We start from the raw sequence: 23,018 nt of genomic DNA on the forward strand, positions 1-23,018 counted from the left end.
GCGTCGTTACCGTGTTCGGGTCTTTTCGAGCCTATTACCCTGTGTCTTACTGCGTGACAGGATCTTACGCGCAATGATCGCTCCGGTCCGGGGCTACAGTTCGTCTATGGTGACTGGGAAGATCCGACAGTTATGACGCGAATCCTGTTGCGCCCCGCTGTTCTTTCCGACGGCCATTTTCTGTTCTCGATGGCCTCGGACCCCGAAATCGTGCAGTGGGTCGGTGATGGAAAGCCCTGGAGTAAGGGGAAATTCGACAGTCGGTTTTCGCGCACCCTGAATGCGAAGGACACGTCGACGCCGGACGTGCCGAGATGGTTCATCGGCACCGAAGAGGACGGCCACGCCGTCGGCTTGCTCAGTCTGATTCGACGATCCGACCACACGGAGATCGGATACTGGGTGCATCCGTCCCGGTGGGGTCGTGGCTACGCCGGCGAACTGATCACCCTTGCAGGGGATCACACGGACGGGTTTCCGATGGTCGCTCAGGTGGACCGGGCGAACGTCGCCTCGCGTCGAGTGCTCGAGCGTGCCGGGTTCACGCTCGTCGACGTCGGCGATCTCTTCGTTTATCGCTGTCCCCCGAAATAGTTGTCCGTTCACCAGGCCCTGGTGGGACGGGGTAAATCCGTGGTGCGGCCGGTCGTGACGCTGCGCACCACGGGCATCAATTACGTTGCGTTCCGATCGACACCACCGGCAACTCGATCCGACCTTTCGCGGCACGGAAAGTCGAGACTCCATCGCGGCAGTGCTCCTATCGTTTCGAACAGAACGAAGGAAGGTCACCGGCACATGCTCGAACGATGGAACGCAGCACTCGACTACATCGAGAACAATCTGGGCCGCGAGATCGATGCGAGCGAGCTCGCTCGAATCACACTCACCTCGGAGTATCACTTTCGGCGCGTCTTCTCGGCACTCGCCGGGTTACCACTGTCGCACTACATCCGAGAACGCCGAATGACACTGGCAGCAGCAGACATTCTCGATGGACGGGGTGTACTCGACGTTGCGAGCAAATACGGCTACACCGCGGACGCATTCACCCGCGCCTTCCGAGACCTGCACGGCATCACACCATCTCGAGCACGCCGGCCCGGAGCCATCCTCCGTTCCAGACAAGCAGTGACATTTCACCTCACCATCGAAGGACGAAGCACCATGCGATACCGCATCACCGAACTGCCCGCATTCCACGTCGTCGGCAAATCCACCCGGATCCCACTGAAGTTTCACGGAGAAAACACCGCCATGACCGACTTCCACCGAAGCCTCGACCCCGGAACCGGGGAGAGGCTGAGGGGACTCGCCGACCTTCCGGAATTGTCCGACATCCTCTTCGTCAGCGACGGCTTCGAGCCCGAACGCGAAGACGGCAGTCTGTTCGACTACTACTTCGCCGTCGCCACCACCTCACCCGCGCCACCCGAATGGGACACCCTGACCGTGCCCGCATCGACCTGGGCGGTATTCGAAGCGCGAAGCGACACCGCACTCGCCCCCGCACTCCAACAACTCTGGGCCGACGCCTTCAGCGAATGGTTCCCCTCCAACCCCTACGAAATCATCCCGGGACCGGAAATCCTCACTGTCACCGATGCCTCCCCAGACTGGTCATCGGGAACCGGCGAACTTTGGCTTCCCATCCAACGCAGTCGATAGTCATCTCCGGCCACCCATTGCCGCCTCCCATCGCCGCCTCCCATCGCCGCCTCCCATCGACACTCAATGTGACGTTCAGTGGCCTTTTCGGGGGTCAATGTCACATCGAGTGGACCGAGGAGAGCAATTCCGGTGCCCCTCGCCCGATAGTGTGGCGTCATGGGAAGGGCTCGGCGCGAGGAATTGCGTCGGCGATATCTGTCGCTGGGACTCGGTGAACTGGCCGCGGCAGCTGTGTTTCTGACTATTGCCCTGCTCATAGTGCTGCCGAAGATCGACAACCGGCACGACCGCCTGGCCTTGTGGTCCGCACTGATTCCACTGCTGGTCGTGCTCGCGCAAGCGGGTGTGTACTGGCTGCTCGCGCGGTCCTGGGTGGAGCGACATCCCATGCCGCCCCTGATCCGCACGGTGTACCGCACCCTCCGCTTCATGAACGTTGCGCTGCTGGTCGGTGGGGCATGCGGAGTGATCGTGTGGTGTCCCCACGAACTCGGTACCGGTATTGCAGTGGTTTCCGTCTGGCTTTTCGGCGCTATCGAGTACGTCAACTACTTCCTGATTCGACTGTCGTATCCCCCGCGCCTCTGGCTGACGACCGTCAGCCAGTTGCGCACACCTCGCCTGGTCAGAGATCTGAACGCCAGCAGCTGACCCCCTCGGTGCACGGACGCGTCGTGCACTCGATGTGACATCCGGTGGCCTTTTCGAGGGTCAATGGCACATCGAGTGGACTGCAGGATCTCGGACATCGAAATCAGGAAACACGGCGAGCCAAAATCCTCGTGAGGTCGGCCAGAGCTGGCGTGGCCTCAGCCAGTGCTCGACGACCGGCCGGGGTCAGTTCGTCGAGCGCATCGGAGAGCACCTGAGAGCTCACCGCGTCGTACTCCACCAATAAGCAAATTGCCTTCGGTGATGCGGTGAGGGCCGCTCCACGTAGGTCGTCCGAGGCAGCCGATCTTTCGACGAGTTCGGCGTCGACCATTGCCTTGATCAGATTGCTCACGGTGGATCGAGCAAGGTTCAGGTGTTCGGCGAGGCTCCCCGGGCTCATCTTCGGCTCAGCAACGAGGGCTCGCATGACCTCGACGTGCGAGTCGGGGAGGTCCGGTAAACGGGCGGCTTCTCGCGTCGCACGAAGCAGCGACCGTCGCAGCGGTCCCAGTAGCCGACCGAGTTCGATCGCGGTGGAGTGCATGGTTCGATGGTCTCACAATTAGTTTTGCGGCAAACATAGTTTGGTGACAACATGGATTCATGAGCGCAGACACGACCGTCCAGAATCCTGTTCCGACTCAAGACCTCAGCGGCATCGTCGGTTACCGCTTCATCTACACCTACGCCAACGGCTGGCAGTACGAGATGTACGTCAAGAACGCGACCACCATCGACTACCGCATCCACACCGGCATGGTCGGCGGCCGATGGGTCAAGAATCAAGAAGTCGACCTCGTCCAACTCGACGACGATGTCTACAAGATCTCCTGGAACGAGCCCACCGGAACATCCGTCGTCGTCAACGTAATACCCGGCAAGCGACGTCTGCACGGCACAATCTTCTTCCCTCAGTGGATCGAGCTGGACGGTACGAAAACCGTTCTGTACCAAAATGACCATCTCGACGAGATGCGCGCCTACCGTGATGCCGGGCCTACCTACCCCATTTACGTGGTTCCCGAATTCGCCCGAATCACTCTGTTCGAGCACGTCGGTATCGACGACGAGTCGGTCGTGTCGGTTGCACCCACCGATCTGCCCGACGGTTTCGCCGACCGGACGAACTGACATGGGCCCCGAGCTGATCTTCATCGCACATCTGTCGGTGACCGTGGGCGAACCGATCGACCTGGGCGAGGTGGTCGATGGGCACCGTCGCCTGATCCCGATCCTCGGAGGGACCGTCGAGGGTCCACTATTGCGTGGCCGAGTCCTACCCGGTGGAGCGGATCACCAGATTCTCCGCACGGCCACACTCACCGAGTTGGACGCCAGATACGCGCTCGAGACCGACGAAGGCGAGCGAATCGCCGTACACAACATGGGCATACGAAGTGGCGCCGACGATGACATCGCCGCACTCCTCCGTGGTGAACAGGTGCCCCCCGATCGCATCTATTTCCGAAGCCAACCACGCCTGTCCTCCGCCGCCGGTCGCCTGGCCTGGATGAACGAAAGACTGTTCGTCGGATCCGGCCATCGATTGCCGAGCTCCGTAGAGCTGGACGTGTATCAGCTCACCTGAGGCACCGGTGCGTGCACTCGATGTCACATTCGGTGGCCCTTTCGATAGTCGATGTCACATTTGGTGGACACGAGGGGCGTCAGGTGAGGGACTGACCGTAGACATGGGTCACAGCGATGGTCACCAACACTCGTCGGTCGGCGACCATGGCTGCTCGGTATTCGCCCCAATCAGGGTGCTCACCGGCCGCGGCGCGGTAGTAGTCGACCAACGCCTCGGTTTCGGGGCTGTTCGGGGACGTACCCGGGCCGGTGAGGGTGACGGTTCCCTCCGCCGTTGCCCATGCCGTGCCGTCGCCGCTGGTCACTTCGAGAGCGGCGCGCGGATCTCTGCGCAAGTTGGCCGTTTTCGCCCGTCCCTCCGTGACCGATATTTGGATTGTCCCGGCGGCGCGATCGTAGAACGGCGTCACCGGAGACAGCTGCGGAAGGCCGCTGGACTTGATGGTGGCCAACACGCCGATTCGACTCTGCTCGAGAAGGACGTGTGGATCGAATGCACTGCCGGTCATGGATTCTCCTCAGGTCGTGTCGACAACTCGGCTGCGTAAGCACCGACCGCCCGCCTGTATCTTCCGAGCGCCGGGCCGGCTGCTCCGAGGGCACGCCGCAGAGCCTGCTCCGCATCCCCGATATCCCAGAGGATCAGCGCCACGAATGCGTCTCGTGCGGGTATGTATTCGTTCGCGCATTCGAAATCCTTGAGCACGTGCAGCGCTTCTGTCGGTCGCCCGAGGTTCGGCAATGAACTCGCCAACTGAATTCGGGCCCGATTCTCTCGGTCATCGTCGAGCCCGCCGGACAGGGACGCTTCGTACAACGGCACAGCAGCCGCTGGATTGTCCAGAAAGTCCTCGAGCGACGCACGCTCGAACAGTGCATGGGCAACCGGAAGCGATGCAGCAGAGAGCAACTGTTCCAACTCGACTCGCATTCGAGCGGGGTCGGAGTCATCCGCGTCGCGCCAGAATGCCGCTACCGTATCCACGACGCCTCCGCCTGCCGTAGCCCGATCGTCGAGCTCGATGACGTTACTCGCTCGGGTGACATCGTCACGCGCTCCATCGTCGCAGACACGGCTTGATCTCGACAGAAGGGTGTGGAGCCGTCCCTGTTCGAGCTGTCGGCGTCGGCACCGCTGTAGGTTCTCTTCGGCTTGGTCCGCGCGTCACGGGGCGACTCTCAGCGTTTTGCTTTCCTGTGAGTACTGTTTGCGTCACTGATGTACGTGGTCTTCCCAATATCGACCGGACCCATCTCCGTAGTCCTTTAAACTATTGTGCTGCAACAAATTCGATTCGATTACCCACTCCGTCGCGCGTGTGGAACCGTCGTCGCCCAGGAATTTCATTCGAGTCCGCCCACGCAACCGGGTAGCCGGCAGACGTCAACGCTGCAGCGGTCGCATCGACATCGACGACGAAGGCCGGGTGAGCCTTCCGTGCCGGTCGGAAGTCGTCCTCGATGCCGATGTGGACCTCACCATCAGGACCACCCACACCCGGCACCCGAAACCAACAACCCCCACGCACAGCCAACATCGGCGGCTTCGCGATCTCCTGCCAGCCCAGCGCACCCGCGTAGAACTCACGCTCTCGGTCTTCGCCGCCCGCCGGACATGCGACCTGCACGTGGTGAATCATCGAACGAACGTACCGCCATCTCGATTGACACGCCGGTGAACGGTAGGCAAACGTATGGGTATGCAACTGAGATTTCTGGCCGGCGTCTCGACGGCCTTCGCAATCAAGCTCTTGGTGATGCGAGCTCTGACAGTCCAGTTGCAACGAAATATCGAGGCTCTGAACAACGGCGATTACCGTCCCCTGCTGGCGTCGTTCCACCGAGACGCCGTACTCAAATTCGCCGACGGTGACAGCCGCTGGTCGGGCACCCATCGTGGCCGCCCTGCCATCGAGAAGTTCTTCCAGGACTTCGTCGCCGCCGGCATCAAAGGTCAGATCACCGAAATCTTCAGCGGCGGCGCACCCTGGCGAATGACGCTGCTCGTGCGCTTCGACGATCACGCACACTCGGCCGACGGCACCGAGTACTACAGCAATCGCACGGTGCTGCTGGTGCGTACCAGCTGGGGAAAAATCGTCTCGCAGGAAGACTTCTTCGAGGACACCACACGCATCGATGCATTCGAGAAGAAGCTGCGCCAACTCTGAAATCGCAGGCCCGGTCCTCCGCTGCGCCACTTCTGCCGGCACTCGATGTGACATCTGGTGGCCTTTTCGGGGGTCGATGTCACATCGAGTGGACTCCGGGGTGGGTAGGTGTGGGACGGCGATAGGTCACCTGTGGATAGTTGTCGGCATTCGTCACGCTGGCCTGCACGTTGTAGACCGTGCGAACCAGGTGCTCGGTGATCACGTGTGTCGGAGTTCCCGATGCCACGATGGTGCCGTTGTTCAGCACGATGATGCGGTCGCAGAACATCGCAGCGAGGTTGAGGTCGTGCAGGGCGATGTAGCTGCTGAGGGGTAAGCCAGCGACGAGGGTGAGGATGTCGAGTTGATGCTGGATGTCGAGGTGGTTGGTCGGCTCGTCGAGCAGTAGTTCCGTGGGCTGTTGAGCCAGAGCGCGCGCGATTTGGACGCGTTGGCGCTCGCCGCCGGAGAGAGTGTGCCAACGCCGGCTGGCTTTGGACGCCATGGCGGTGTCGTCGAGGGCCCGGGCTATTGCGATGTCGTCTTCCGCTGCTTCTCCGCCGAGTATTCCGTGGTGCGGTATTCGCCCGAGTCGGACGACGTCGCGGACGCTGATGTCGACGTCGGTGTGGGAGTGTTGGTCGACCAAGGCCACGCGCCGGGCGACCCGCCGTCGACGCACCGTGCGGAGGCTGTCTCCGTCGAGCAGCACGTCGCCACTGTCGGGCGCGACGATGCCGGCAAGGATTCGCAGCAGGGAAGACTTGCCCGATCCGTTGGGGCCGATCAAGCCGATGGTCTCCCCGGGCTCCGGCTCGAAGCTGATGCCGTCGAGAATGGGGTGACCGCCGCGTGTCCAGCGAATGTCTCTGGCGTGCAGTGTCATCTGGATCTCCTGAGCCGGAAGAGAATGAGCGCGAAGGCCGGGACTCCGATCAGTGCCGTGACCACTCCCACGGGTATTTCCTGAGGTGCGAACACTGTTCGCGCAATGGTGTCGACCCACACCATGAAGATGGCTCCGATGACCACCGTCGTCGGTAGCAGTCGGCGGTGCCGCGCCCCGACGAGAAAGCGAGCAGCATGTGGGAGAACCAGCCCCACGAATCCGATCGCCCCTGCGGCGCTGACGAGCGCGGCAGTGATCAATGCGGTGATGATCAGCAGGAGGATTCGCACCCATTTCACCGCAATGCCGAGGGATGCGGCCGCGTCGTGCCCGAAGGTGAATGCATCGAGGGCGGAGGTGTTGAACAGACACACTGTCACTCCCAACAGCGTGACCGCACCGCACAGCGCGACGTCCATCCAGTCGGCACCGCTCAAGGAGCCGAGCAGCCAGAACAACACGCCCCGCGTTTGTTCGGCATCGGCGGACGAGATGACGATGAACGACGTCAGAGCCGAGAACAATTGAGTACCAGCCACTCCCGCCAGTACGACTCGGTCGTTTCCACCACCCGCTCCAGCGGCGAGCAGCATCACCAGGACGAACGACAGCAGCGCTCCTGCGAATGCTCCGGTCGACAGCGACAGTGCGCCGCCGCCGACGCCGAGTACTGCAACGACGACCGCGCCCGTGGATGCGCCCGACGAGATTCCCAATACGAACGGGTCGGCGAGGGGGTTACGCAACAGCGACTGCATGATGGCTCCGCACAGTGCGAGGCCTGCACCGCAGACGGCAGCGAGCAGCGTTCGGGGCAACCGCAACTGCCAGACGATGCCGTCGTCGATGCGGCTCACACCTGCCGATCCGATTCCGATGTGCCCCAGAATGACTCGATACACGTCGGCTACCGACACACTGGCCGGACCGATCGTCACGGCCACGCCGATCGAGAGCACCAGCACCGCACACCCCCCGAGCAGAAGCGGGATCAGCAACCCGCGATCGGTTCGGGTCATCGGGTGGCCAGGCCCCAGTTCTGCAGGGCGGCAGCCACTTTCTCGACGCCGTCGACGGTGCGGATCGAGGGATTGAGGTCGGCTCCGTTGACGACGATGTAGCGCTTGTTCTCGACGGCGCTCAGTCGACTCGTGACGGAATTGGATTCGAGACATCCGATCTTGCTGTCGAAAGCATCACCGGCGATACTGCGTCGACTCAGGTCTGTCAGCACAAGCGCAGTGGGATTTCGGTCGAGAACGCTTTCCCAATTCACCTGTGGCCATTCATCGGTGGTGTCGGCATAGATGTTCTCGGCACCGACAGAATCAGTGATGATGCCCGACGAGCCGCAGCACCCGGCCATGTACGGGGTGTCGGTATCGGCGAACCAGTATGCCAACGTCACTCCCGCGGCGTCGACGGCATCGGACGCTGTCGCGAAGCGGTCCTGCAGATCGCCGACGAGCCGTTCGCCTCGGTCACGCACGTCGAAAATAGCCGCGAGATCCCGAATCTCGTCGTAGACGGTTTCTATTTCCAGCGGTTGGGTGCGGGCTCCGTCGGAGTTGACGCTCTCGTCGGTCTTGCCGGTGCAGTCGGTGGGCGAGAGGTAGTTCGGCACACCGAGTTGCTCGAACTGGTCACGGTCGGCCACACCTCCCGCCCCGAGGGTGCCGCCGAACGACGCCGAAACGAAATCCGGCTCGGCATCGAGCACCACCTCCAGTGACGGCTTGTTGTCCGCCAGCCTCGGAACCTTCGCGTTGTCGGTTTCGAGATCGGCGCGCACCGGGTCGGTCCACGTGGCGGTACCGACCATCCGGTCCGCGAGTCCGAGAGAAAGGAGGATTTCCGTCGAGCCCTGATTCAACGACACGGCGCGTTGGGGCGGCGCGTCGACGACGACCTCGCGTCCGCAATTGTCGATGGTCAGCGGATAATTGCCGGACGTGTCGGTGGACGCCTGCGGGGTCGCTGCGCTCGAGCAGGCGGCAAGGACAAGGATCGAGACAGCGCCGAAGACGGCGAGAGTGGTGCGCATCGAAGAGCTTCCTGCTTGGGGCTCGTGTCGCGGAGCCGCGGGTGGGGGTGAATCACGACGACCGAGCATTCGGACTTCGAGCTCTCACCCGTCACCGTTGCGCGCCAGCTCCGGAATTGCACCGGATTCCCTCGTTCGTCGCGTGCCGACCATATCCTGCGGGGTACCTCGACGGTCAGCGTGCCGTCACCGGCTCCTGGGCATGGTTGCGCGGAAAGGTCCTGCGCGCCGATACGACGACGATCAGCGCTGCCGCGACGAGCACGGTGGCAGCGGCAGTGACGGCTGCGATGCCGCTGACATCGACGACCACTCCGCCCACCAGAGCGCCGGTGGCGATGGCCAGCTGGAAGGCGACGACATAGATTGCCGAAGCCTTGTCCGCATCGGCCGGAGCAGCCCGCACCACCGCCGACTGGATGCACACCGGGAGTGTGGTGAATGCCATCCCCCACAACGCAATGGCCACGACAGCGAACACGGCGAAGCTGCCCGGCGCTCCACTGAGCGTGCACCACAGAACTGCCACCGCGACGGCAACGGCACCGAGGGCTGCAATGGTGGAGTGACGGGGCCAACGGTCGTACGTTCTGCCGATCACCCAAATGCCCACGACTCCGAACAGGCCGTACAGCATCAACATCAGCGTCAGAGTGGTTCCTGCCGAACCGATTGCGCGATCGACGATCAGAGCGAAATAGGTATACGCGGCGAAATGACCGAGGACGGCCAGAAACGTCACACCACACAGAATCGTCAGGGTGCCGTCGAGCACCCGTGGTGTCTTTTCGGTGTTCGAAAAAGTGCGACCGGCCGGTAGGGAGGGGAGTACGAAATACAAGGCTACCGCGATGGCGGTCGCCACCAGACCGAGAATCGTTGCTGCGGTGCGCCATCCGAGCCATTGCCCCAGTGCGGCGGTGAGTGGGTTGCCTGCAACCAATGCCAACGATGTGCCCGCATACACCGTGGCGATGGCCTTGCCTTGCTTTCCCGGCAGCGCAAGCGACGCCGCGACGGGCGCAACGACGGCCCAGAAGATGCCATGCGTTGCGGCGCAGAGCATGCGCGAGATCACCAGCATCGGGTAGCCGATCGATAAGGCCGAGAGAACTTGCGACAGTGCCAGAGCGGCAACGGTGATGACGACCACGCGTCGACGTGGCCACTCGCGCACGAACCTGATCAACGGCATCGTCATCACGGCGACGCCGTAGGCGTAGAAGGTCAGCAGGAGGCCGACGGCCGATTCGGTGACACCGAGGTCGCCGGATATCTCCGGGAGCAAGCCCACCGGCAGGGTTTCTGCCGTGACGTAGATGAAGGCGGCTGCAGCGAGCACGAGCAGCTTCGGAGTGGGTGACGACATGATGTGTATCGTTACACACCGTGTGTTGCCGCGCTACAGTAGGCCGGTGAACACTCGGGTGACCATGGCCGACGTCGCCGCGGCCGCGGGCGTTTCCACGATGAGTGTGTCCTACACCTACAACCGACCGAGCCGCGTTTCCGACGCCACCAAGGACCGCGTCCACGCGGCAGCGGCCCACCTCGGCTATACCGGACCCAACCGCGCGGCCCGATCGTTGCGCAGTGGCAAGCACAACAGCATCGGAGTCGTACTGGGAGAAAAGCTCACCTACGCATTCGAGGATCCGCAGGCTCGACGTTTCCTGTCCGGAATCGCCGACGCGTGCCTCGACGCCGACACCGCACTGATGATGCTGCCGAACCTGCACCGGGACAACGACAATGCCCGAATCCGTGACGCCCAGGTCGACGGATACGTGGTGTGGACCACCGAGCGCGACGACCCACTCCTCGACGTGCTCGTCGACACCGGCCGCCCCACCTGCATCCAAGGTGGGCCCGACCATCCGGGCCTGGAGTGGATTGCCATAGACGACCGCGCCGCGGCGGACGCCGTGGCCACCGTTGCGTTGGAGCACCGCAAACACCCGGCGATCGTGGCCTTACGACCCGATTCGCGACGCACGTCGTCGGTGACACACGGCGCGGACCCGTCGAGCATCTCGATGCCGGTCACGCGCGCCCGACTCGACGGTTACCGCGACGCGTGCGTGCGTCTCGGCATCGACTGGTCGACGGTGCCGACCCTGTTCACGACTCACAACGGGCGCTCAGAGGGTGATCGTGCGGCGCGTAAGCTACTACAGGACAATGCAATCGACACATTGCTCGTGATGAGCGACGAGCTCGCCCTCGGAACGCTCGATGCGGCGGCGGCGTCCGGAATCGACATTCCCTCGACTCTTGCCGTTACCGGATGGGACGACTCCGACGCCGCAGCGGCCGCGGGGCTGACCACGGTGGCGCAGTCCCTGTTCGACCAAGGGCGTTCGGCGGCTCGGTGGGTGCTCGGACTGAGCGAGCACGTGGACGCCGCCGCCTGGAAGGTACAAGAGCGACGCTCGACAGGACCCGAAAATGGGCCGCAAACCAAGTAGAACGTGATCTAATAGGTCGTAAAAAGGGGATGAGCCCGGTTTATAGCGTGATAGCAAACTCTGAGCTAGTATCCGTTGTGGCTGTCCGGCCATGAGGGGGAACTGTGAGCCGAGAGCACGACGCGCCGCCCCGTCATGTCGCCGTCACCCGGCACGATGCGCTGACCGGGCTTGCCAGTCGTGAAGAAATCCTGGCACTCATCACAACCGAGTTCGACGACGACAGCTCGGACAACCACTTCAGCGTCCTACTGGTCGACATAGACGGATTTCGGGAGTTCAACGACGCACTCGGGCCGGCCCTGGGCGACGAACTGCTGTGCATGATCGCCGACCGACTCGTCGCGTCTCTGCGCCCCGGTGACACCATCGGCCGACTGGCCGGCGACGAGTTCGTCGTCATCGCACGTCGATGCCACTCCATCGCCGCCCGCGCGATGGCCTCCGGATTCGCCAGCATCTTCGAGCCCGCCTTCGAGCTGGGCAGTCGACAACTGACCCTCACCGCCAGCGTCGGGGTCGCCTCCACTACCGACATCGACATCAGCGCAACGCAATTGCTTCACAATGCCACGGCAGCGATGCACGCCGCGAAAGCCGTCGGACGGAACAAGCATCACGTCTTCACCGACGAGCTGCATCACACCAACCGCACGCGCCTCGAACTCATCGAACGGCTCCGCGGCGTCGCCATGGTCGAGCGCGAACTGACAATGGTCTACCAGCCCATCGTCGAACTGGCGACAGGGAACGTCGTCGGTGCAGAAGCCCTCATCCGATGGGACCACCCCGAACTCGGGCTGCTGATGCCGGACACCTTCATCCCTCTCGCCGAGGACGCGGACCTCATTGTCCCACTGAGCATTTGGATCATCACCGAGGTGGCGCGCACGATCGCCGACTGGCAGGCCCGCGACATCCACCTCCAGATCGGAGTGAACGTCAGCCCCGCGCACTTCGCAACGGGAAACCTCGCCACCGACGTCATCGCCATCGTCGACGCCTACCGCATCGAACGCGGACGGCTTGCAATCGAACTCGCCGAATCACAGACCCTGCACGATCTCGACGCCGTGCACTATCAACTCCGCGACGTCCAACGCCACGGCGTTCTCATCGCCATCGACGACTTCGGCTCCGGCTTCTCCTCCCTCGAGCGGCTCGCCACCCTACCCGTCGACATCCTCAAGATCGACAAATCCCTCACCCAACACCTCGACAGCGACAACCTGCATCGACGCCGCGCCATGATCACGCTGTGTACAGCCCTCGTCGACGTCACCGCCACACTCGGCAAAGACACCGTCATCGAAGGAATCGAGACCGCAGAACAACTGCAGATCTGCACCGACATGGGCGTAACCTTCGGCCAAGGACACCTACTCGGGCGGCCCATGTCCAGCGCGGCACTCGAACAACTCATCGCCCGACACAGCACCCACAGCGAATCCGCTTAACCCGAGGAACCGAACGTGAAGATAGACAACGAAATTCAACGCTTCACCGACGTACCCCGAGCTCAGCTCTCCACCATCAACCCCGACGGCACACCACACCTGGTTCCCATCGTCTTCGCCGTCGCGCCCACCGGCGATCGCATCTTCACCGCCATCGACTGGAAACCCAAGACAACCCAGAAACTCCAGCGACTCGACAACATCCGCGCCGACCCCGCCGTCAGCCTCATCGTCGACCACTACACCGACGACTGGTCCCAACTCTGGTGGATCCGCGCGGACGGTAACGCCCACATCGCCGACTCCTCCAGCACCGAAGGCACTCTCGCCACCGACACCCTGGTCGCGAAATACAGTCAATACGAAAACAACAGACCCAATGGTCCAGTCATCATCATCGAAAAACTGTCCTGGCGATCCTGGTCGGCTTCCTGACCCGCATCGCACCCCCGTCCCACTCGATGTGACTTTCGATGGCCTTTCCACCCGTCGATGTCACATCGAGTGGACCTACGGGAGGCGAGTGAGCGCGGAAAACCGCTCGCCGATATGCCGCAGGGCCGCCAGACTGGTCATCATGGTCCCTGCACCTCCCGAATGGATCGAGACCGATCGCCTGGTCATTCGTCGCGAGTCGGCGCACGATGCCGTCGCCGTTGCCGAAGCGATCGCCCGCAATAGAAGTCGACTACTGCCGTGGATGGGATGGGTGACGGACGAAGCTGCCCAGGTCACCGTACAGATGGCTCGTATCGCAGTTGCGCGCGAGCAATGGGAGGCCGGCGAGATGTTCGATTTCGGAATATTCGATCGCGCCGACGGGTCGTTCATGGGCAAGATCGGAATGCATCGCCGAATCGGTCCGAGCGGAATCGAATTGGGGTACTGGCTCGACGCCGACGCCGAAGGACGTGGGGTGATGACCGAGGCGACGGCGAGGCTCGTCGAAGAAGCACTCGAGTTGGATGACATCAAACGTGTCGAAATACATTGTGACGCAGCTAATTCGAGGAGTATAGCCGTACCCGAAAGGCTAGGTTTTGCTCTGGATCGCGTCGAGCATCGGTCGATCGCTGCCGCGTCCGAGACCGGCCGACACATGGTGTGGGTGTATCAGCCGGATCGTCGATAGATCCGGTCCGTTGTCGGACGCGCTCTGACGTTGGGACGCTCGCGTGCCTTGGCCTGTTCGTAACGTGCCCGCAGATCCGACAGCACCCGTTCCGGATCGTCGCGTACGTCGCTCGGAAGGTGCGTCACCACGATGAGACCGGCGTTCTGCGCGCGCTCACGTCGCTCCACGGTCGCTCGGTGTGCAGCTGGCGACAGGTGGTACTCGAGCGAGTCGATTTCCCAGTCCAGTGCAACGTCGTCGAGCCAATTATCGGCGATGAGTAGGAACTTTCCTTGCGCGTCGAAGATCGCCACATTGTGTTGCATTTCCGGAAGTCCGCTGCGGGCGTACAGCTTCTGGGCCTGAGCTTCGGCCACGGAATGTGCGCCCGCAGCCAACTCCCGCAACACTCGACGAGGCATCGCAGTTCCTCGTGTACTGCCGGCGTCGAGTTCCTTCAGGATCGCCTCCACAGTGGCCGCACCCCGCTGCACGACGCTCGCGATCAAAGCCATGCACTGCTCGGTGTTCCTCATCCGGCGAACCGCATCGCACAAACAGCGGACAATCGGCGCGACGCGTAGCCCCGATTTGATCTCTGCCATGGGCATCCGCCATGTACGTTCCACCGATGCGAAGCCCACAGATTTGCGATGTTGCGACTCGGGAATGAGCGCGAACGTCTCCTCGAACGAGCCGGAGGTACCCAATCCATGCAAGGCCAATCCGGCCCGACCACTGATCACAGCATCGCGGCCACAGTAGATCGACACAGCAGTCGCCCGTTCCACAGGCGTCAACGACCGGTTCTTCAGGAACACCAGTCCGGGTAGCGCCCGAGACCAGATGCCGTCGGGCAGGGTGCGTCGAACAATTGTTTTCGACGCCACCCCGAGCTCGAGCAGCCGCGCCGTCCGTACCAATCCACGATCCGACGCAGCCGCGATCACCTTCGCATCGATTTTGGCGCCGCCCCGCTTCATAGCCATGATGATGCGCTTGCCGGACGAGACGACTTGCCTATGACGATGGGAAACACCTTGGGCTGTGGATAACTCGGACCCTGTGGACAAACGCCGGGCAATCCGATGTGAACAACACGACGCTCGGGGTCACCCGGCCCCGAGATGGGCACCCGAGGTCCACTCGATGTGCCATTGACCGTCGAAAAGGCCACCGTCGGTCACATTGAGTGGGCGGGGCGGCAATTGATTGTCCGACTCGAGATCGACGGGGATACCGTTTACCGTGCACGGGTGCATTCTGACTTCGGGAGTGAGATATGACGGCGACAGCAGCTTCCTCGGAGCGGTCCGGCTCTTCGGTTCCACGGTCGTTTTCGCCACCCGAGCGCGGTCGTTTGCGGGAGGTTCCGCATATCGCGGGGCTGGTGCTAGGGGTGTTCGCGGCGGCGGTGTTTCTGTGGAGTCTGTCGCCGACTCTTCGTTACTTCGTTCACGTCCCTCGCGAGTATGTCGACAGGTACTACTTCGATGCTCCGGATACGAGCTTGTCGTGGGCGCTCGTTGTCGGGCTGTTGGCGGCGGCGTTGGCGAGTCGTAAGCGGATTGCGTGGTGGTTGCTGACCATCTATCTGGTGTTGTCGGCGATCACCAATATCGTCGAGGGAGTCGAAGAACAAGACGTCAGTTCGTGGATCGCGCTGGGGGTCCATGTCGTAGCGGCAGGGTTGCTGATTGCGGCCCGGAAGGAGTTCTACACCCGCGTCCGTCGTGGCGCGGTGTGGAAGGCGCTCGGCGTCCTCGTTGCCGGAGCGGCGATCGGGACGATAATCGGGTGGGCGCTGGTTGCGTTGTTCCCCGGGTCGTTGCCGGAGAGTCAGACATTTCTGTGGTCGTTCAACCGCGTCACAGCGTTGGCGACGGTGGACAACGAACAGTTCGACGGCAGGCCCAACGGATTCGTCAACACGGCATTGGGACTGTTCGGCGCAATGGCGCTGTTGGCTGCCGTGGTCACGCTGTTCCGATCGCAGCGGTCCGGCAATGCGCTCACCGGTCGCGACGAGTCGGCTCTGCGCGGCCTGCTCGACAAGTGGGGCGCCGACGATTCCCTCGGCTACTTCGCAACCCGCCGCGACAAGGCCGTCGTCTTCGCCACCAGCGGCAAGGCGGCGGTGACGTATCGCGTCGAGGTCGGGGTGTGCTTGGCCAGTGGGGATCCGATCGGCAACCCGGAGGCCTGGCCGCATGCGATCTCGGAATGGTTGGACCTGGCCGAGAAGTACGGTTGGACGCCGGCTGTCATGGGGGCCAGCGAGATCGGTGCGACCGCCTACAGGCGGGCCGGTTTGAGCGTCCTCGAACTCGGCGACGAAGCAATCCTGAAAACCAAAGATTTCAACCTCAATGGACGCGAGATGCGCCCCGTGCGTCAGGCGGTCAACCGGGCTCGCAAGGCGGGTGTCGTGGTCACCGTGCGTCGTCATCGCGATATCGCGACGGAGGAGATGAACGAGATCATCGCCTGTGCGGATGCGTGGCGCGATACCGAGACCGAGCGCGGCTTCTCGATGGCCTTGGGCCGCCTGGGTGATCCCCTCGACGGCGATTGTCTTCTGGTGCAGGCGGTTCAGGGCGAGAAGATCATCGGTGTTCTGTCCTTGGTGCCGTGGGGTCGCACCGGTGCGTCACTGGATCTGATGCGTCGGGATCCCGCGTCGCCGAATGGTGTGATCGAGCTGATGGTGACCGAACTCGCCACCGGTGCAGACCATTTCGGCGTCAGCAAAATTTCGCTGAACTTCGCAGTGTTCCGCGCGGCGTTCGAGGAGGGCAGCCGGATCGGGGCCGGACCGGTGCTCCGGATCTGGCGCAGCGTGTTGGTGTTCTTCTCGCGCTGGTGGCAGCTCGAGGCGCTGTATCGCTCGAACGTCAAGTACCTGCCCGAATGGGAGCCGCGCTACCTCTGCTTCGCGGACAGTCGTGTGCTGCCCAAGGTCGGCGTCGCCTCGGCCATCGCCGAGGGATTCCTGACCCTCCCGACCTTTCGGCGCGGTTCCCAGCACACCGGCTCCCATGTTGCAGTGCCCGCAGCATTGGTCGACGCCGAGGACATCCACTCCGACGGGAGCGGACCGGACACTCCCGTGGACGAACCAGCACTCGGCCGCAAGCGCCCCGACCAAGTGCGCGTTCGTATGGCCAAACTCGATCGCCTCGAAAGCGAGGGCGCCGAAGGCTATCCCGTCGCCTATCCCCCGACACACACGGTCGAGGCTGCGGCAGCGTCGCCGCAAGGCACCACGGTGCGTATCGCCGGACGCATTCTTCGAATTCGCGACTACGGCGGTGTCGTGTTCGCGGTGGTACGCGACTGGTCGGCCGATATCCAGGTCCTCTTCGACCGCGATCGCGTCGGAGATTCGATCGAAAACTTTGCTGCCGATTTCGACCTCGGTGACCTCATCGAGGTCAGTGGTGTCATCGGCCGCAGCAAGCGCGGGGAGCTGTCGCTGCTCGCGTCCGACTGGCGAATGAATGCCAAGTGCCTGCATCCGTTGCCGGACAAGTATCGCGGTCTCACCGATCCGGAAGCTCGGGTGCGGCAGCGATATGTGGACCTGGCGATCAATCGGGACGCTCGCGCTCTGCTGATCGCACGCTCGAATGTGGTGAAATCCCTGCGTGATTCGCTCGATGAGCGCGGATACATGGAAGTCGAGACCCCGATCCTGCAGCAGGTACACGGCGGTGCGAACGCGGCACCGTTCGTCACGCACATCAATGCCTACAACCTGGATCTGTATCTTCGGATCGCACCGGAGCTCTACCTCAAGCGGCTGTGCGTCGGCGGTATCGAGAAGGTCTTCGAGATCGGCCGAGTGTTCCGCAACGAGGGCGCGGACTTCAAGCACAATCCCGAGTTCACAATCCTCGAAGCTTACGAGGCACACAGTGACTACGAACGCGCCATGGTGTTGTGCCGAGAGTTGATTCAGCGAGCGGCCGTCGCAGTACACGGTCGCGAAATCATTCTGCGTCCCGATGGCCCGAACGGGGAGATGATCGAGATCGACATCTCCGGCGAATGGCCCGTCAAGACACTGCACGGTGCCGTCGCCGAGAAGTTGGGTGTTCCCGTCGAACCGTCGACTCCGCTGGACGAGCTGCAGCGGCTGTGCGACGAGAACGAGATTCCGTACGAGAAGACCTGGGATGCGGGAGCCGTCGCACAGGGAATGTACGAACACCTCGTCGAGGACTACACCGAGTTTCCTACGTTCTACAAGGACTTCCCGACGTCGATGTCACCGTTGACGAGGCCGCATCGAAGCATCCCAGGAGTCGCGGAGAAGTGGGATCTCGTCGCATGGGGCGTCGAGCTCGGTACCGCGTACAGCGAATTGACCGACCCCGTCGATCAGCGGCAGCGCCTCACCGAACAGTCGCTGCTGGCGGCGGGCGGAGACGAGGAGGCCATGAGCTTGGACGAGGACTTCCTGCAGGCGCTCGAACGTGGAATGCCGCCGACCGGCGGTCTCGGTATGGGCGTCGACCGGGTCGTCATGCTCATCACCGGCGGAAGCATTCGCGAAACTCTTGCATTTCCGCTGGCCAAGCCACGTCAGTGACCGTTGTCGGCGGCCGATTCGTCGAGCGAATGTGCAAAACGGGGAAAATGATGGAAACTGGAGTGTGAAACAGACGGCAGGTCGGCAATGGTGGGGAAGACATGGATCACGGAAATCGAACCGAGCGCAGTGCGTTGTTTCCCGTGAAACATCCCCCCGGCCAATATGTCGAGGTGGACGGGCAACGTCTGCATCTGTTCGTGCGCGGAACCGGCCCCACGGTAGTCCTCTGCGGCGGCCTCGGCAGCAATTGGTTCGACTGGGACGACATCGTCGACATCCTGAGCGCGCACCATCACGTCGTCGTTCTCGACCGCCCCGGCTTCGGACTCAGCGATCCCCTACCCGCCGGTGCCACGCCCACCGTCCGCGGGGAAGCAGACCGCATCATCGGAGTTCTCGACGCACTCGGCGTCACCGAACCAGTGGTGGTCGCCGGCCATTCGATCGCAGGCTTTTACGCCGAAGCCGTCGCACGGCTGTACCCGTCGCGCATCCGCGGGATTCTGTTGCTCGATTCCAGCGCAGAATCCAACCCCCGGCGCTTCATCCCCGGTGTCGTGCGCGTCGAGGCGGCGCGCGTGGTCGCAACCGCCCTCAGCAAGACCGGCGTGCAGAAGCTGTTCGGACCACACGTGCGCCGCGTCCTGAACCAGGCGACACCGCCCGACGGCACACCGCAGGAGACATTCGATTGGGTCGACGACATCTACCGCAGGCCCACCTACCTCGCCGCTGCACTCGTCGAAGACGTCGTGTACCCCGACCTGGCCGTCGAACTGAACAAACTGCGCAAGCGCTCGTCGCTGGTCGTTCCGGTCATCGTGGCGGCAGCCCACACCGGACGACCCTCCCCGTGGGGCAAGAAGTGGATCAGAACTCAACGCAAGCTCGCCGAGTATCTGCGCGCCGACTTCACCGTCGTCATGCCTGCCCACCACCACGCCATGATCGACAAACCCGCCGAGGTAGCGGCACTCATCACCGAACTGGTGTGAACCCCTCGAGGCGACGCACGTAACGTGTCTCACCGAGCCCGCAGCCCAAGACCCGAGCCGAAGCTCGGCGATGGCGCGGTAGCACGAGAGGAAATTGAAGATGGGTGCGATCAGCACGACGCAAGGTAGACAGTCGAAGATGCTCGGTTTGGGCGTTCATCGCCCGGAACGAATAGTGACCAACGACGAGATCTGCGAGTTCATCGACTCCAGTGACGAGTGGATCCAGACACGTTCAGGGATCAAGAACCGGCGCTTCGCCGACCCCGAGGAAAACGTCGTACAGATGTCCATCTCGGCAGGCCGCAAAGCCCTCGAAGCCAGTGGAATCACCGCCGATCAGGTCGACACCGTCATCGTCGCCACCTCGACGCACCTCGAACTGACACCCCAGGCAGCCGCCAAAGTGGCACACGGTCTCGGCACCAAAGGCCCGGCCGCGTTCGACATCTGCGCCGGCTGCGCGGGCTTCTGCTACTCGCTGGCCGTCGCATCCGACCTGGTCAAGGCCGGAACGTCCAAGTACGTACTGGTCATCGGCGCCGAACAGCTCAGCGTCACCACCGACCCCTACGATCGCACCACGCGCTTCATCTTCGCCGACGGCGCAGGAGCCGTGGTCGTAGGGCAGAGCGACGAAACCGAAATCGGACCCGCCGTCTGGGGCTCCGACGGCTCACAGTCCGACGCCATCGTCCAGACCATCGACTGGTACGACTACATCACCAAGGCCGAACAGGAACGACCCTGGATCCGAATGAACGGCATCTCCGTCTTCCGCTGGGCTGCATTCGAGATGGGCAAAGCTGCGCAGAAGGTACTCGACGTCGCCGGAATCAAAGCCGACGAACTGCACGCCTTCATCCCCCACCAGGCCAACAGTCGCATCACCGAACTACTCGCCAAGAGCCTGAACCTCGACGAAGGCACCCCGGTCGCCAACGACATCGCCGAAACAGGCAACACCTCCGCGGCCTCGATCCCACTGGCCATGGAGGAACTGCTGCGCACCGGCAAAGCAAAAGCAGGAGATACGGCACTCCTCCTCGCCTTCGGTGCCGGACTTTCCTACGCCGGACAGGTAGTCAAGCTCCCCACCCTGTAGTTGCCAGTCTCCATTTCACCCGCGCCCGGTTCCCCGGTGCACTCAATGTGACGTTCAGTGGCCTTTTCGACGGTCGATGTCACATCGAGTGGACTTGGGGAGCGGGTGTGGGCGGAATCAGGACCGAAGATGCCATCGAGTCGTATGGTTGTCGTATGCCCAAGCCCCCGTTGCCCGATGCTGCAGTGGAGTTGTTGAGGAAGCCGAATCCCGCGGTGATGGCCGTGGTTCGTGTCGATGGGACGCCGATCACCGCACCCACGTGGTATTTGTGGGAGGACGGGAAGATAGTGCTCAATTTCGATGCGTCTCGGAAGCGGCTCGAGCACATTCGTGCGAATCCGAAGGTGTCGATCTCGGTGTTGGACGAGGCCAGTTGGTACACCCATCTGACGGTCCACGGTTCGATCGAGTTGCAGGACGATCCGGATCTGGTGGATATCGATCGCATCTCGACGCATTACACGGGCGATCCGTATCCGGTTCGGGATCAGCCTCGGGTGACCGGATACGTCACCATCGACGCGTATGTCGGCTGGGGCAAGCTCGGCTGAGGATGGGTGGATCGAACCTATTGCGGCGGGGTTCTCGAGGTGTCACACTCCCGCAATGGTGACTCCACGGGGCAGCGATCCGTTCGACGCTTCCGACAAGGATCGGCCGAACCCTGACCAGCAGCAGTATCCCCAGTACCAAAACCCGCAGTACCAAAACCCCCAATACCAAAACCCCCAATATCAGAACCCTCAGTACCCCAACCCGCAGTACCCCAACCTTCAGTACGGTGCTGGCTACGGGACCCCCGCACCCACGAACACCCTGGCGATTGTCTCGCTCGTGTTGGCCGTTCTGGGTCTGACGTTTCTGCCGTTGATTGCCTCGATCTGCGCTGTGGTGTGTGGCCATATTTCGCGTGGTCAGATCAAGCGCACCGGTGAGGGCGGTTCGGGATTCGCTACGGCAGGCCTGATCGTCGGCTACGTGTCGATTGCACTGTTCGTCATCGTCGTGGCGGGGATCATTCTTTTCGCCGTCGCTGCGGCGAACACGTCAAGCTACTGATACGGGTTGCGTCAGACGCCCCTTCAGGCATGCGGCCCAGGTTCCGGCGACCACCGCCAATGCAATGACGAACAACGCCAACGCATTCCAACCCAGTGACTGGAAGACGACGCCGCCGAGCCAGCCGACGATGGACGATCCGCCGTAGTAGAAGAGGTTGTACAGCGAGGTCGCCTGAGCGCGTCCGTGCACGGCGCGCTGGCCCGTCCACCCCGACGCAATGGCGTGGGCGGCGAAGAACCCCATAGTCAGGATCACCAGGCCGGTCAGAATGACGACGAGACTCGACGCCATCGTCATTGCCACTCCGGCGATCATCGTCGCGGTGGCCCCAGCGAGAACTGCCGAGCGTCCATGCTGGGTTGCCAGCTTGCCGGCCACCCGTGAAGAGACGGTACCGCTGAGGTACGCCACGAAGATCAGGCTGATCAGCGACTGCGGAAGCCCGAAAGGTACAGCCTCCAAGCGGAAGCCGAGGAAGTTGTAGATCGCGACGAAGCCGCCCATCAGCAGGAATCCCTGGCCGTAGAGTGCCGCCATCCCCGGTTCACGTAGGTTCACCCACAGCCGTCCCGGCAGGTCACGAATCGGGCTGTGTATCAACGTCGTTCGCGGTCGAGGTGCGAGCCACACGAACAGCCCGGCGGCGAGAGCCGCGATCAGCGAGACGGTCAGGGTCCCGATGCGCCAGTTGGTGTATTCCGCAACGGGTCCGGCGACGATACGACCGAGCAGCCCGCCCAGCGTGGTTCCCGATACATAGGTCGCGGCGGCCAGAGCGGTGTGACTGCGATGCACTTCTTCGCTGAGGTACGCAATTGCGATGGCCGGAAGTCCTCCCAGCGCAACACCTTCGAAGAATCGAACTATCAGTAGCACCTCGAGCGAGGGTGAGAGCGGTACGAGCAGGCCCAGTGTCGTGGCCACGAGGATGGAGGCCGTCATCGCCCGGACTCGGCCGACGCGGTCTGCCGCCACCGACCAGGGAATGACCGACACCGCAACGCCGACCGTCGCGAGTCCGACCGCCAGCGAGGACTGCGACGGAGTGATGTCGAGATTTGCAGCGATGAGAGGTAGGATTCCCTGCACCGAATACAGCTGGGCGAACGTTGCGACCCCGGCGAACAGCAGCGCCAGCACCAATCGACGGTATTCGCGCGATCCCCTGGGGTGTCCCTCCCACTCGAGGGCGTCGGGCCGCGTCGTAGTCATGCCC

General features: G+C 62.7%; 25 protein-coding genes and 1 riboswitch. Of the genes, 15 read left to right on the forward strand and 10 right to left on the reverse strand.

Annotated elements, in window-relative coordinates:
* Positions 1-132 precede the first annotated feature (132 nt).
* From ACIGGF_RS06180 to ACIGGF_RS06190, 3 genes are all read left to right on the forward strand, one after another.
* Complete coding sequence (locus ACIGGF_RS06180; protein ID WP_397520509.1) at positions 133-594, forward strand: GNAT family N-acetyltransferase; 462 nt, start codon at positions 133-135, stop codon at positions 592-594.
* Positions 595-798: 204 nt separating this feature from the next.
* Positions 799-1,668 carry a helix-turn-helix domain-containing protein gene (locus ACIGGF_RS06185; RefSeq protein ID WP_397520510.1) on the forward strand — a complete coding sequence of 290 codons (870 nt, stop codon included), beginning with the start codon at positions 799-801 and terminating at the stop codon, positions 1,666-1,668.
* 159 nt (positions 1,669-1,827) lie between these two features.
* On the forward strand, positions 1,828-2,322 hold the full coding sequence (locus tag ACIGGF_RS06190; protein WP_397520511.1) for a hypothetical protein: 495 nt from the start codon (positions 1,828-1,830) through the stop codon (positions 2,320-2,322).
* Between the two features lie 103 nt (positions 2,323-2,425).
* Here the strand turns inward: ACIGGF_RS06190 and ACIGGF_RS06195 are convergent, their stop codons facing one another.
* Positions 2,426-2,869 carry a MarR family winged helix-turn-helix transcriptional regulator gene (locus ACIGGF_RS06195; protein WP_397520512.1) on the reverse strand — a complete coding sequence of 148 codons (444 nt, stop codon included), beginning with the start codon at positions 2,867-2,869 and terminating at the stop codon, positions 2,426-2,428.
* A gap of 59 nt (positions 2,870-2,928) precedes the next feature.
* On the opposite strand from ACIGGF_RS06195, the gene ACIGGF_RS06200 reads away from it, so the two are divergent.
* Positions 2,929-3,456, forward strand: coding sequence for a phenolic acid decarboxylase (locus tag ACIGGF_RS06200; protein ID WP_397520513.1), 528 nt, complete (start codon positions 2,929-2,931; stop codon positions 3,454-3,456).
* Between the two features lies 1 nt (position 3,457).
* Complete coding sequence (locus ACIGGF_RS06205) at positions 3,458-3,913, forward strand: DUF3237 domain-containing protein (RefSeq protein WP_397520514.1); 456 nt, start codon at positions 3,458-3,460, stop codon at positions 3,911-3,913.
* Positions 3,914-3,992: 79 nt separating this feature from the next.
* On the opposite strand, the gene ACIGGF_RS06210 is transcribed toward ACIGGF_RS06205, so the two are convergent.
* The 3 genes from ACIGGF_RS06210 to ACIGGF_RS06220 all read right to left on the reverse strand — a co-directional run bounded on the left by ACIGGF_RS06210 (position 3,993) and on the right by ACIGGF_RS06220 (position 5,555).
* The gene (locus ACIGGF_RS06210) at positions 3,993-4,424 is read right to left on the reverse strand and encodes a PPOX class F420-dependent oxidoreductase (protein WP_397520515.1); all 432 of its coding nucleotides are present in this window, start codon (positions 4,422-4,424) and stop codon (positions 3,993-3,995) included.
* Positions 4,421-4,900, reverse strand: coding sequence for a tetratricopeptide repeat protein (locus tag ACIGGF_RS06215; protein WP_397520516.1), 480 nt, complete (start codon positions 4,898-4,900; stop codon positions 4,421-4,423). The genes ACIGGF_RS06210 and ACIGGF_RS06215 overlap by 4 nt, the downstream gene beginning before the upstream one ends.
* Before the next feature lie 286 nt (positions 4,901-5,186).
* On the reverse strand, positions 5,187-5,555 hold the full coding sequence (locus tag ACIGGF_RS06220) for a glyoxalase (RefSeq protein ID WP_397520517.1): 369 nt from the start codon (positions 5,553-5,555) through the stop codon (positions 5,187-5,189).
* A 60-nt stretch (positions 5,556-5,615) separates the two neighbouring features.
* Here ACIGGF_RS06220 and ACIGGF_RS06225 point away from each other — a divergent pair, with 60 nt between their 5' ends.
* On the forward strand, positions 5,616-6,086 hold the full coding sequence (locus ACIGGF_RS06225; RefSeq protein ID WP_397520518.1) for a nuclear transport factor 2 family protein: 471 nt from the start codon (positions 5,616-5,618) through the stop codon (positions 6,084-6,086).
* Between the two features lie 79 nt (positions 6,087-6,165).
* Here ACIGGF_RS06225 and ACIGGF_RS06230 read toward each other — a convergent pair whose 3' ends face one another.
* From ACIGGF_RS06230 to ACIGGF_RS06245, 4 genes are all read right to left on the reverse strand, one after another.
* Positions 6,166-6,954, reverse strand: coding sequence for an ABC transporter ATP-binding protein (locus ACIGGF_RS06230; RefSeq protein WP_397520519.1), 789 nt, complete (start codon positions 6,952-6,954; stop codon positions 6,166-6,168).
* Positions 6,951-7,976 (reverse strand): FecCD family ABC transporter permease, encoded by a 1,026-nt coding sequence (locus tag ACIGGF_RS06235; protein ID WP_397520520.1) that lies wholly within the window; start codon positions 7,974-7,976, stop codon positions 6,951-6,953. The genes ACIGGF_RS06230 and ACIGGF_RS06235 overlap by 4 nt, the downstream gene beginning before the upstream one ends.
* The gene (locus tag ACIGGF_RS06240) at positions 7,973-9,001 is read right to left on the reverse strand and encodes an ABC transporter substrate-binding protein (RefSeq protein WP_397520521.1); all 1,029 of its coding nucleotides are present in this window, start codon (positions 8,999-9,001) and stop codon (positions 7,973-7,975) included. The genes ACIGGF_RS06235 and ACIGGF_RS06240 overlap by 4 nt, the downstream gene beginning before the upstream one ends.
* A gap of 42 nt (positions 9,002-9,043) precedes the next feature.
* Positions 9,044-9,169, reverse strand: a riboswitch (cobalamin riboswitch).
* A 7-nt stretch (positions 9,170-9,176) separates the two neighbouring features.
* Positions 9,177-10,370, reverse strand: a complete 1,194-nt coding sequence (locus ACIGGF_RS06245) for an MFS transporter (RefSeq protein WP_397520522.1) — start codon at positions 10,368-10,370, stop codon at positions 9,177-9,179.
* Positions 10,371-10,416: 46 nt separating this feature from the next.
* On the opposite strand from ACIGGF_RS06245, the gene ACIGGF_RS06250 reads away from it, so the two are divergent.
* The 4 genes from ACIGGF_RS06250 to ACIGGF_RS06265 all read left to right on the forward strand — a co-directional run bounded on the left by ACIGGF_RS06250 (position 10,417) and on the right by ACIGGF_RS06265 (position 14,058).
* Positions 10,417-11,469, forward strand: a complete 1,053-nt coding sequence (locus ACIGGF_RS06250; protein ID WP_397520523.1) for a LacI family DNA-binding transcriptional regulator — start codon at positions 10,417-10,419, stop codon at positions 11,467-11,469.
* 104 nt (positions 11,470-11,573) lie between these two features.
* Positions 11,574-12,926: a putative bifunctional diguanylate cyclase/phosphodiesterase gene (locus ACIGGF_RS06255; RefSeq protein ID WP_397520524.1), complete on the forward strand. Its 1,353-nt coding sequence runs from the start codon at positions 11,574-11,576 to the stop codon at positions 12,924-12,926.
* A gap of 15 nt (positions 12,927-12,941) precedes the next feature.
* Positions 12,942-13,361: a TIGR03668 family PPOX class F420-dependent oxidoreductase gene (locus tag ACIGGF_RS06260; protein WP_397520525.1), complete on the forward strand. Its 420-nt coding sequence runs from the start codon at positions 12,942-12,944 to the stop codon at positions 13,359-13,361.
* Positions 13,362-13,503: 142 nt separating this feature from the next.
* On the forward strand, positions 13,504-14,058 hold the full coding sequence (locus tag ACIGGF_RS06265) for a GNAT family N-acetyltransferase (protein WP_397520526.1): 555 nt from the start codon (positions 13,504-13,506) through the stop codon (positions 14,056-14,058).
* On the opposite strand, the gene ACIGGF_RS06270 is transcribed toward ACIGGF_RS06265, so the two are convergent.
* Positions 14,040-15,023 (reverse strand): hypothetical protein, encoded by a 984-nt coding sequence (locus ACIGGF_RS06270; protein ID WP_397520527.1) that lies wholly within the window; start codon positions 15,021-15,023, stop codon positions 14,040-14,042. The two genes, ACIGGF_RS06265 and ACIGGF_RS06270, sit on opposite strands and share 19 nt — an antisense overlap.
* Positions 15,024-15,322: 299 nt before the next feature.
* Here ACIGGF_RS06270 and lysX point away from each other — a divergent pair, with 299 nt between their 5' ends.
* The 5 genes from lysX (at position 15,323) to ACIGGF_RS06295 (ending at position 21,799) form a co-directional block, all read left to right on the forward strand.
* Positions 15,323-18,634, forward strand: a complete 3,312-nt coding sequence (gene lysX / locus ACIGGF_RS06275; protein ID WP_397520528.1) for a bifunctional lysylphosphatidylglycerol synthetase/lysine--tRNA ligase LysX — start codon at positions 15,323-15,325, stop codon at positions 18,632-18,634.
* A gap of 101 nt (positions 18,635-18,735) precedes the next feature.
* Positions 18,736-19,632 carry an alpha/beta fold hydrolase gene (locus ACIGGF_RS06280; RefSeq protein WP_397520529.1) on the forward strand — a complete coding sequence of 299 codons (897 nt, stop codon included), beginning with the start codon at positions 18,736-18,738 and terminating at the stop codon, positions 19,630-19,632.
* A 100-nt stretch (positions 19,633-19,732) separates the two neighbouring features.
* Positions 19,733-20,737 (forward strand): beta-ketoacyl-ACP synthase III, encoded by a 1,005-nt coding sequence (locus ACIGGF_RS06285; RefSeq protein ID WP_397520530.1) that lies wholly within the window; start codon positions 19,733-19,735, stop codon positions 20,735-20,737.
* 155 nt (positions 20,738-20,892) lie between these two features.
* A complete protein-coding gene (locus ACIGGF_RS06290; protein WP_397520531.1) occupies positions 20,893-21,291 on the forward strand; it encodes a PPOX class F420-dependent oxidoreductase in 399 nt (132 codons plus the stop codon).
* A gap of 55 nt (positions 21,292-21,346) precedes the next feature.
* Complete coding sequence (locus tag ACIGGF_RS06295; RefSeq protein ID WP_397520532.1) at positions 21,347-21,799, forward strand: DUF4190 domain-containing protein; 453 nt, start codon at positions 21,347-21,349, stop codon at positions 21,797-21,799.
* On the opposite strand, the gene ACIGGF_RS06300 is transcribed toward ACIGGF_RS06295, so the two are convergent.
* Positions 21,788-23,014 (reverse strand): MFS transporter, encoded by a 1,227-nt coding sequence (locus ACIGGF_RS06300; protein ID WP_397520533.1) that lies wholly within the window; start codon positions 23,012-23,014, stop codon positions 21,788-21,790. The two genes, ACIGGF_RS06295 and ACIGGF_RS06300, sit on opposite strands and share 12 nt — an antisense overlap.
* Positions 23,015-23,018 lie beyond the last annotated feature (4 nt).

Origin of the sequence: Rhodococcus sp. NPDC078407, assembly GCF_044542515.1 — a bacterium.
Classification (GTDB): domain Bacteria; phylum Actinomycetota; class Actinomycetes; order Mycobacteriales; family Mycobacteriaceae; genus Rhodococcoides.

Bases quoted from the DNA above. Each gene is read 5' to 3' on its own strand.
- ACIGGF_RS06195 (WP_397520512.1), bottom strand. From the start codon at position 2,869: ATGCACTCCACCGCGATCGAACTCGGTCGGCTACTGGGACCGCTGCGA.
- ACIGGF_RS06285 (WP_397520530.1), top strand. From the start codon at position 19,733: ATGGGTGCGATCAGCACGACGCAAGGTAGACAGTCGAAGATGCTCGGT.
- ACIGGF_RS06220 (WP_397520517.1), bottom strand. From the start codon at position 5,555: ATGATTCACCACGTGCAGGTCGCATGTCCGGCGGGCGGCGAAGACCGA.
- ACIGGF_RS06190 (WP_397520511.1), top strand. From the start codon at position 1,828: ATGGGAAGGGCTCGGCGCGAGGAATTGCGTCGGCGATATCTGTCGCTG.
- ACIGGF_RS06200 (WP_397520513.1), top strand. From the start codon at position 2,929: ATGAGCGCAGACACGACCGTCCAGAATCCTGTTCCGACTCAAGACCTC.
- ACIGGF_RS06290 (WP_397520531.1), top strand. From the start codon at position 20,893: ATGCCCAAGCCCCCGTTGCCCGATGCTGCAGTGGAGTTGTTGAGGAAG.
- ACIGGF_RS06270 (WP_397520527.1), bottom strand. From the start codon at position 15,023: ATGAAGCGGGGCGGCGCCAAAATCGATGCGAAGGTGATCGCGGCTGCG.
- ACIGGF_RS06280 (WP_397520529.1), top strand. From the start codon at position 18,736: ATGGATCACGGAAATCGAACCGAGCGCAGTGCGTTGTTTCCCGTGAAA.
- ACIGGF_RS06180 (WP_397520509.1), top strand. From the start codon at position 133: ATGACGCGAATCCTGTTGCGCCCCGCTGTTCTTTCCGACGGCCATTTT.
- ACIGGF_RS06240 (WP_397520521.1), bottom strand. From the start codon at position 9,001: ATGCGCACCACTCTCGCCGTCTTCGGCGCTGTCTCGATCCTTGTCCTT.
- ACIGGF_RS06235 (WP_397520520.1), bottom strand. From the start codon at position 7,976: ATGACCCGAACCGATCGCGGGTTGCTGATCCCGCTTCTGCTCGGGGGG.
- ACIGGF_RS06185 (WP_397520510.1), top strand. From the start codon at position 799: ATGCTCGAACGATGGAACGCAGCACTCGACTACATCGAGAACAATCTG.
- lysX (WP_397520528.1), top strand. From the start codon at position 15,323: ATGACGGCGACAGCAGCTTCCTCGGAGCGGTCCGGCTCTTCGGTTCCA.
- ACIGGF_RS06245 (WP_397520522.1), bottom strand. From the start codon at position 10,370: ATGTCGTCACCCACTCCGAAGCTGCTCGTGCTCGCTGCAGCCGCCTTC.
- ACIGGF_RS06265 (WP_397520526.1), top strand. From the start codon at position 13,504: ATGGTCCCTGCACCTCCCGAATGGATCGAGACCGATCGCCTGGTCATT.
- ACIGGF_RS06205 (WP_397520514.1), top strand. From the start codon at position 3,458: ATGGGCCCCGAGCTGATCTTCATCGCACATCTGTCGGTGACCGTGGGC.
- ACIGGF_RS06295 (WP_397520532.1), top strand. From the start codon at position 21,347: ATGGTGACTCCACGGGGCAGCGATCCGTTCGACGCTTCCGACAAGGAT.
- ACIGGF_RS06300 (WP_397520533.1), bottom strand. From the start codon at position 23,014: ATGACTACGACGCGGCCCGACGCCCTCGAGTGGGAGGGACACCCCAGG.
- ACIGGF_RS06210 (WP_397520515.1), bottom strand. From the start codon at position 4,424: ATGACCGGCAGTGCATTCGATCCACACGTCCTTCTCGAGCAGAGTCGA.
- ACIGGF_RS06230 (WP_397520519.1), bottom strand. From the start codon at position 6,954: ATGACACTGCACGCCAGAGACATTCGCTGGACACGCGGCGGTCACCCC.
- ACIGGF_RS06225 (WP_397520518.1), top strand. From the start codon at position 5,616: ATGCAACTGAGATTTCTGGCCGGCGTCTCGACGGCCTTCGCAATCAAG.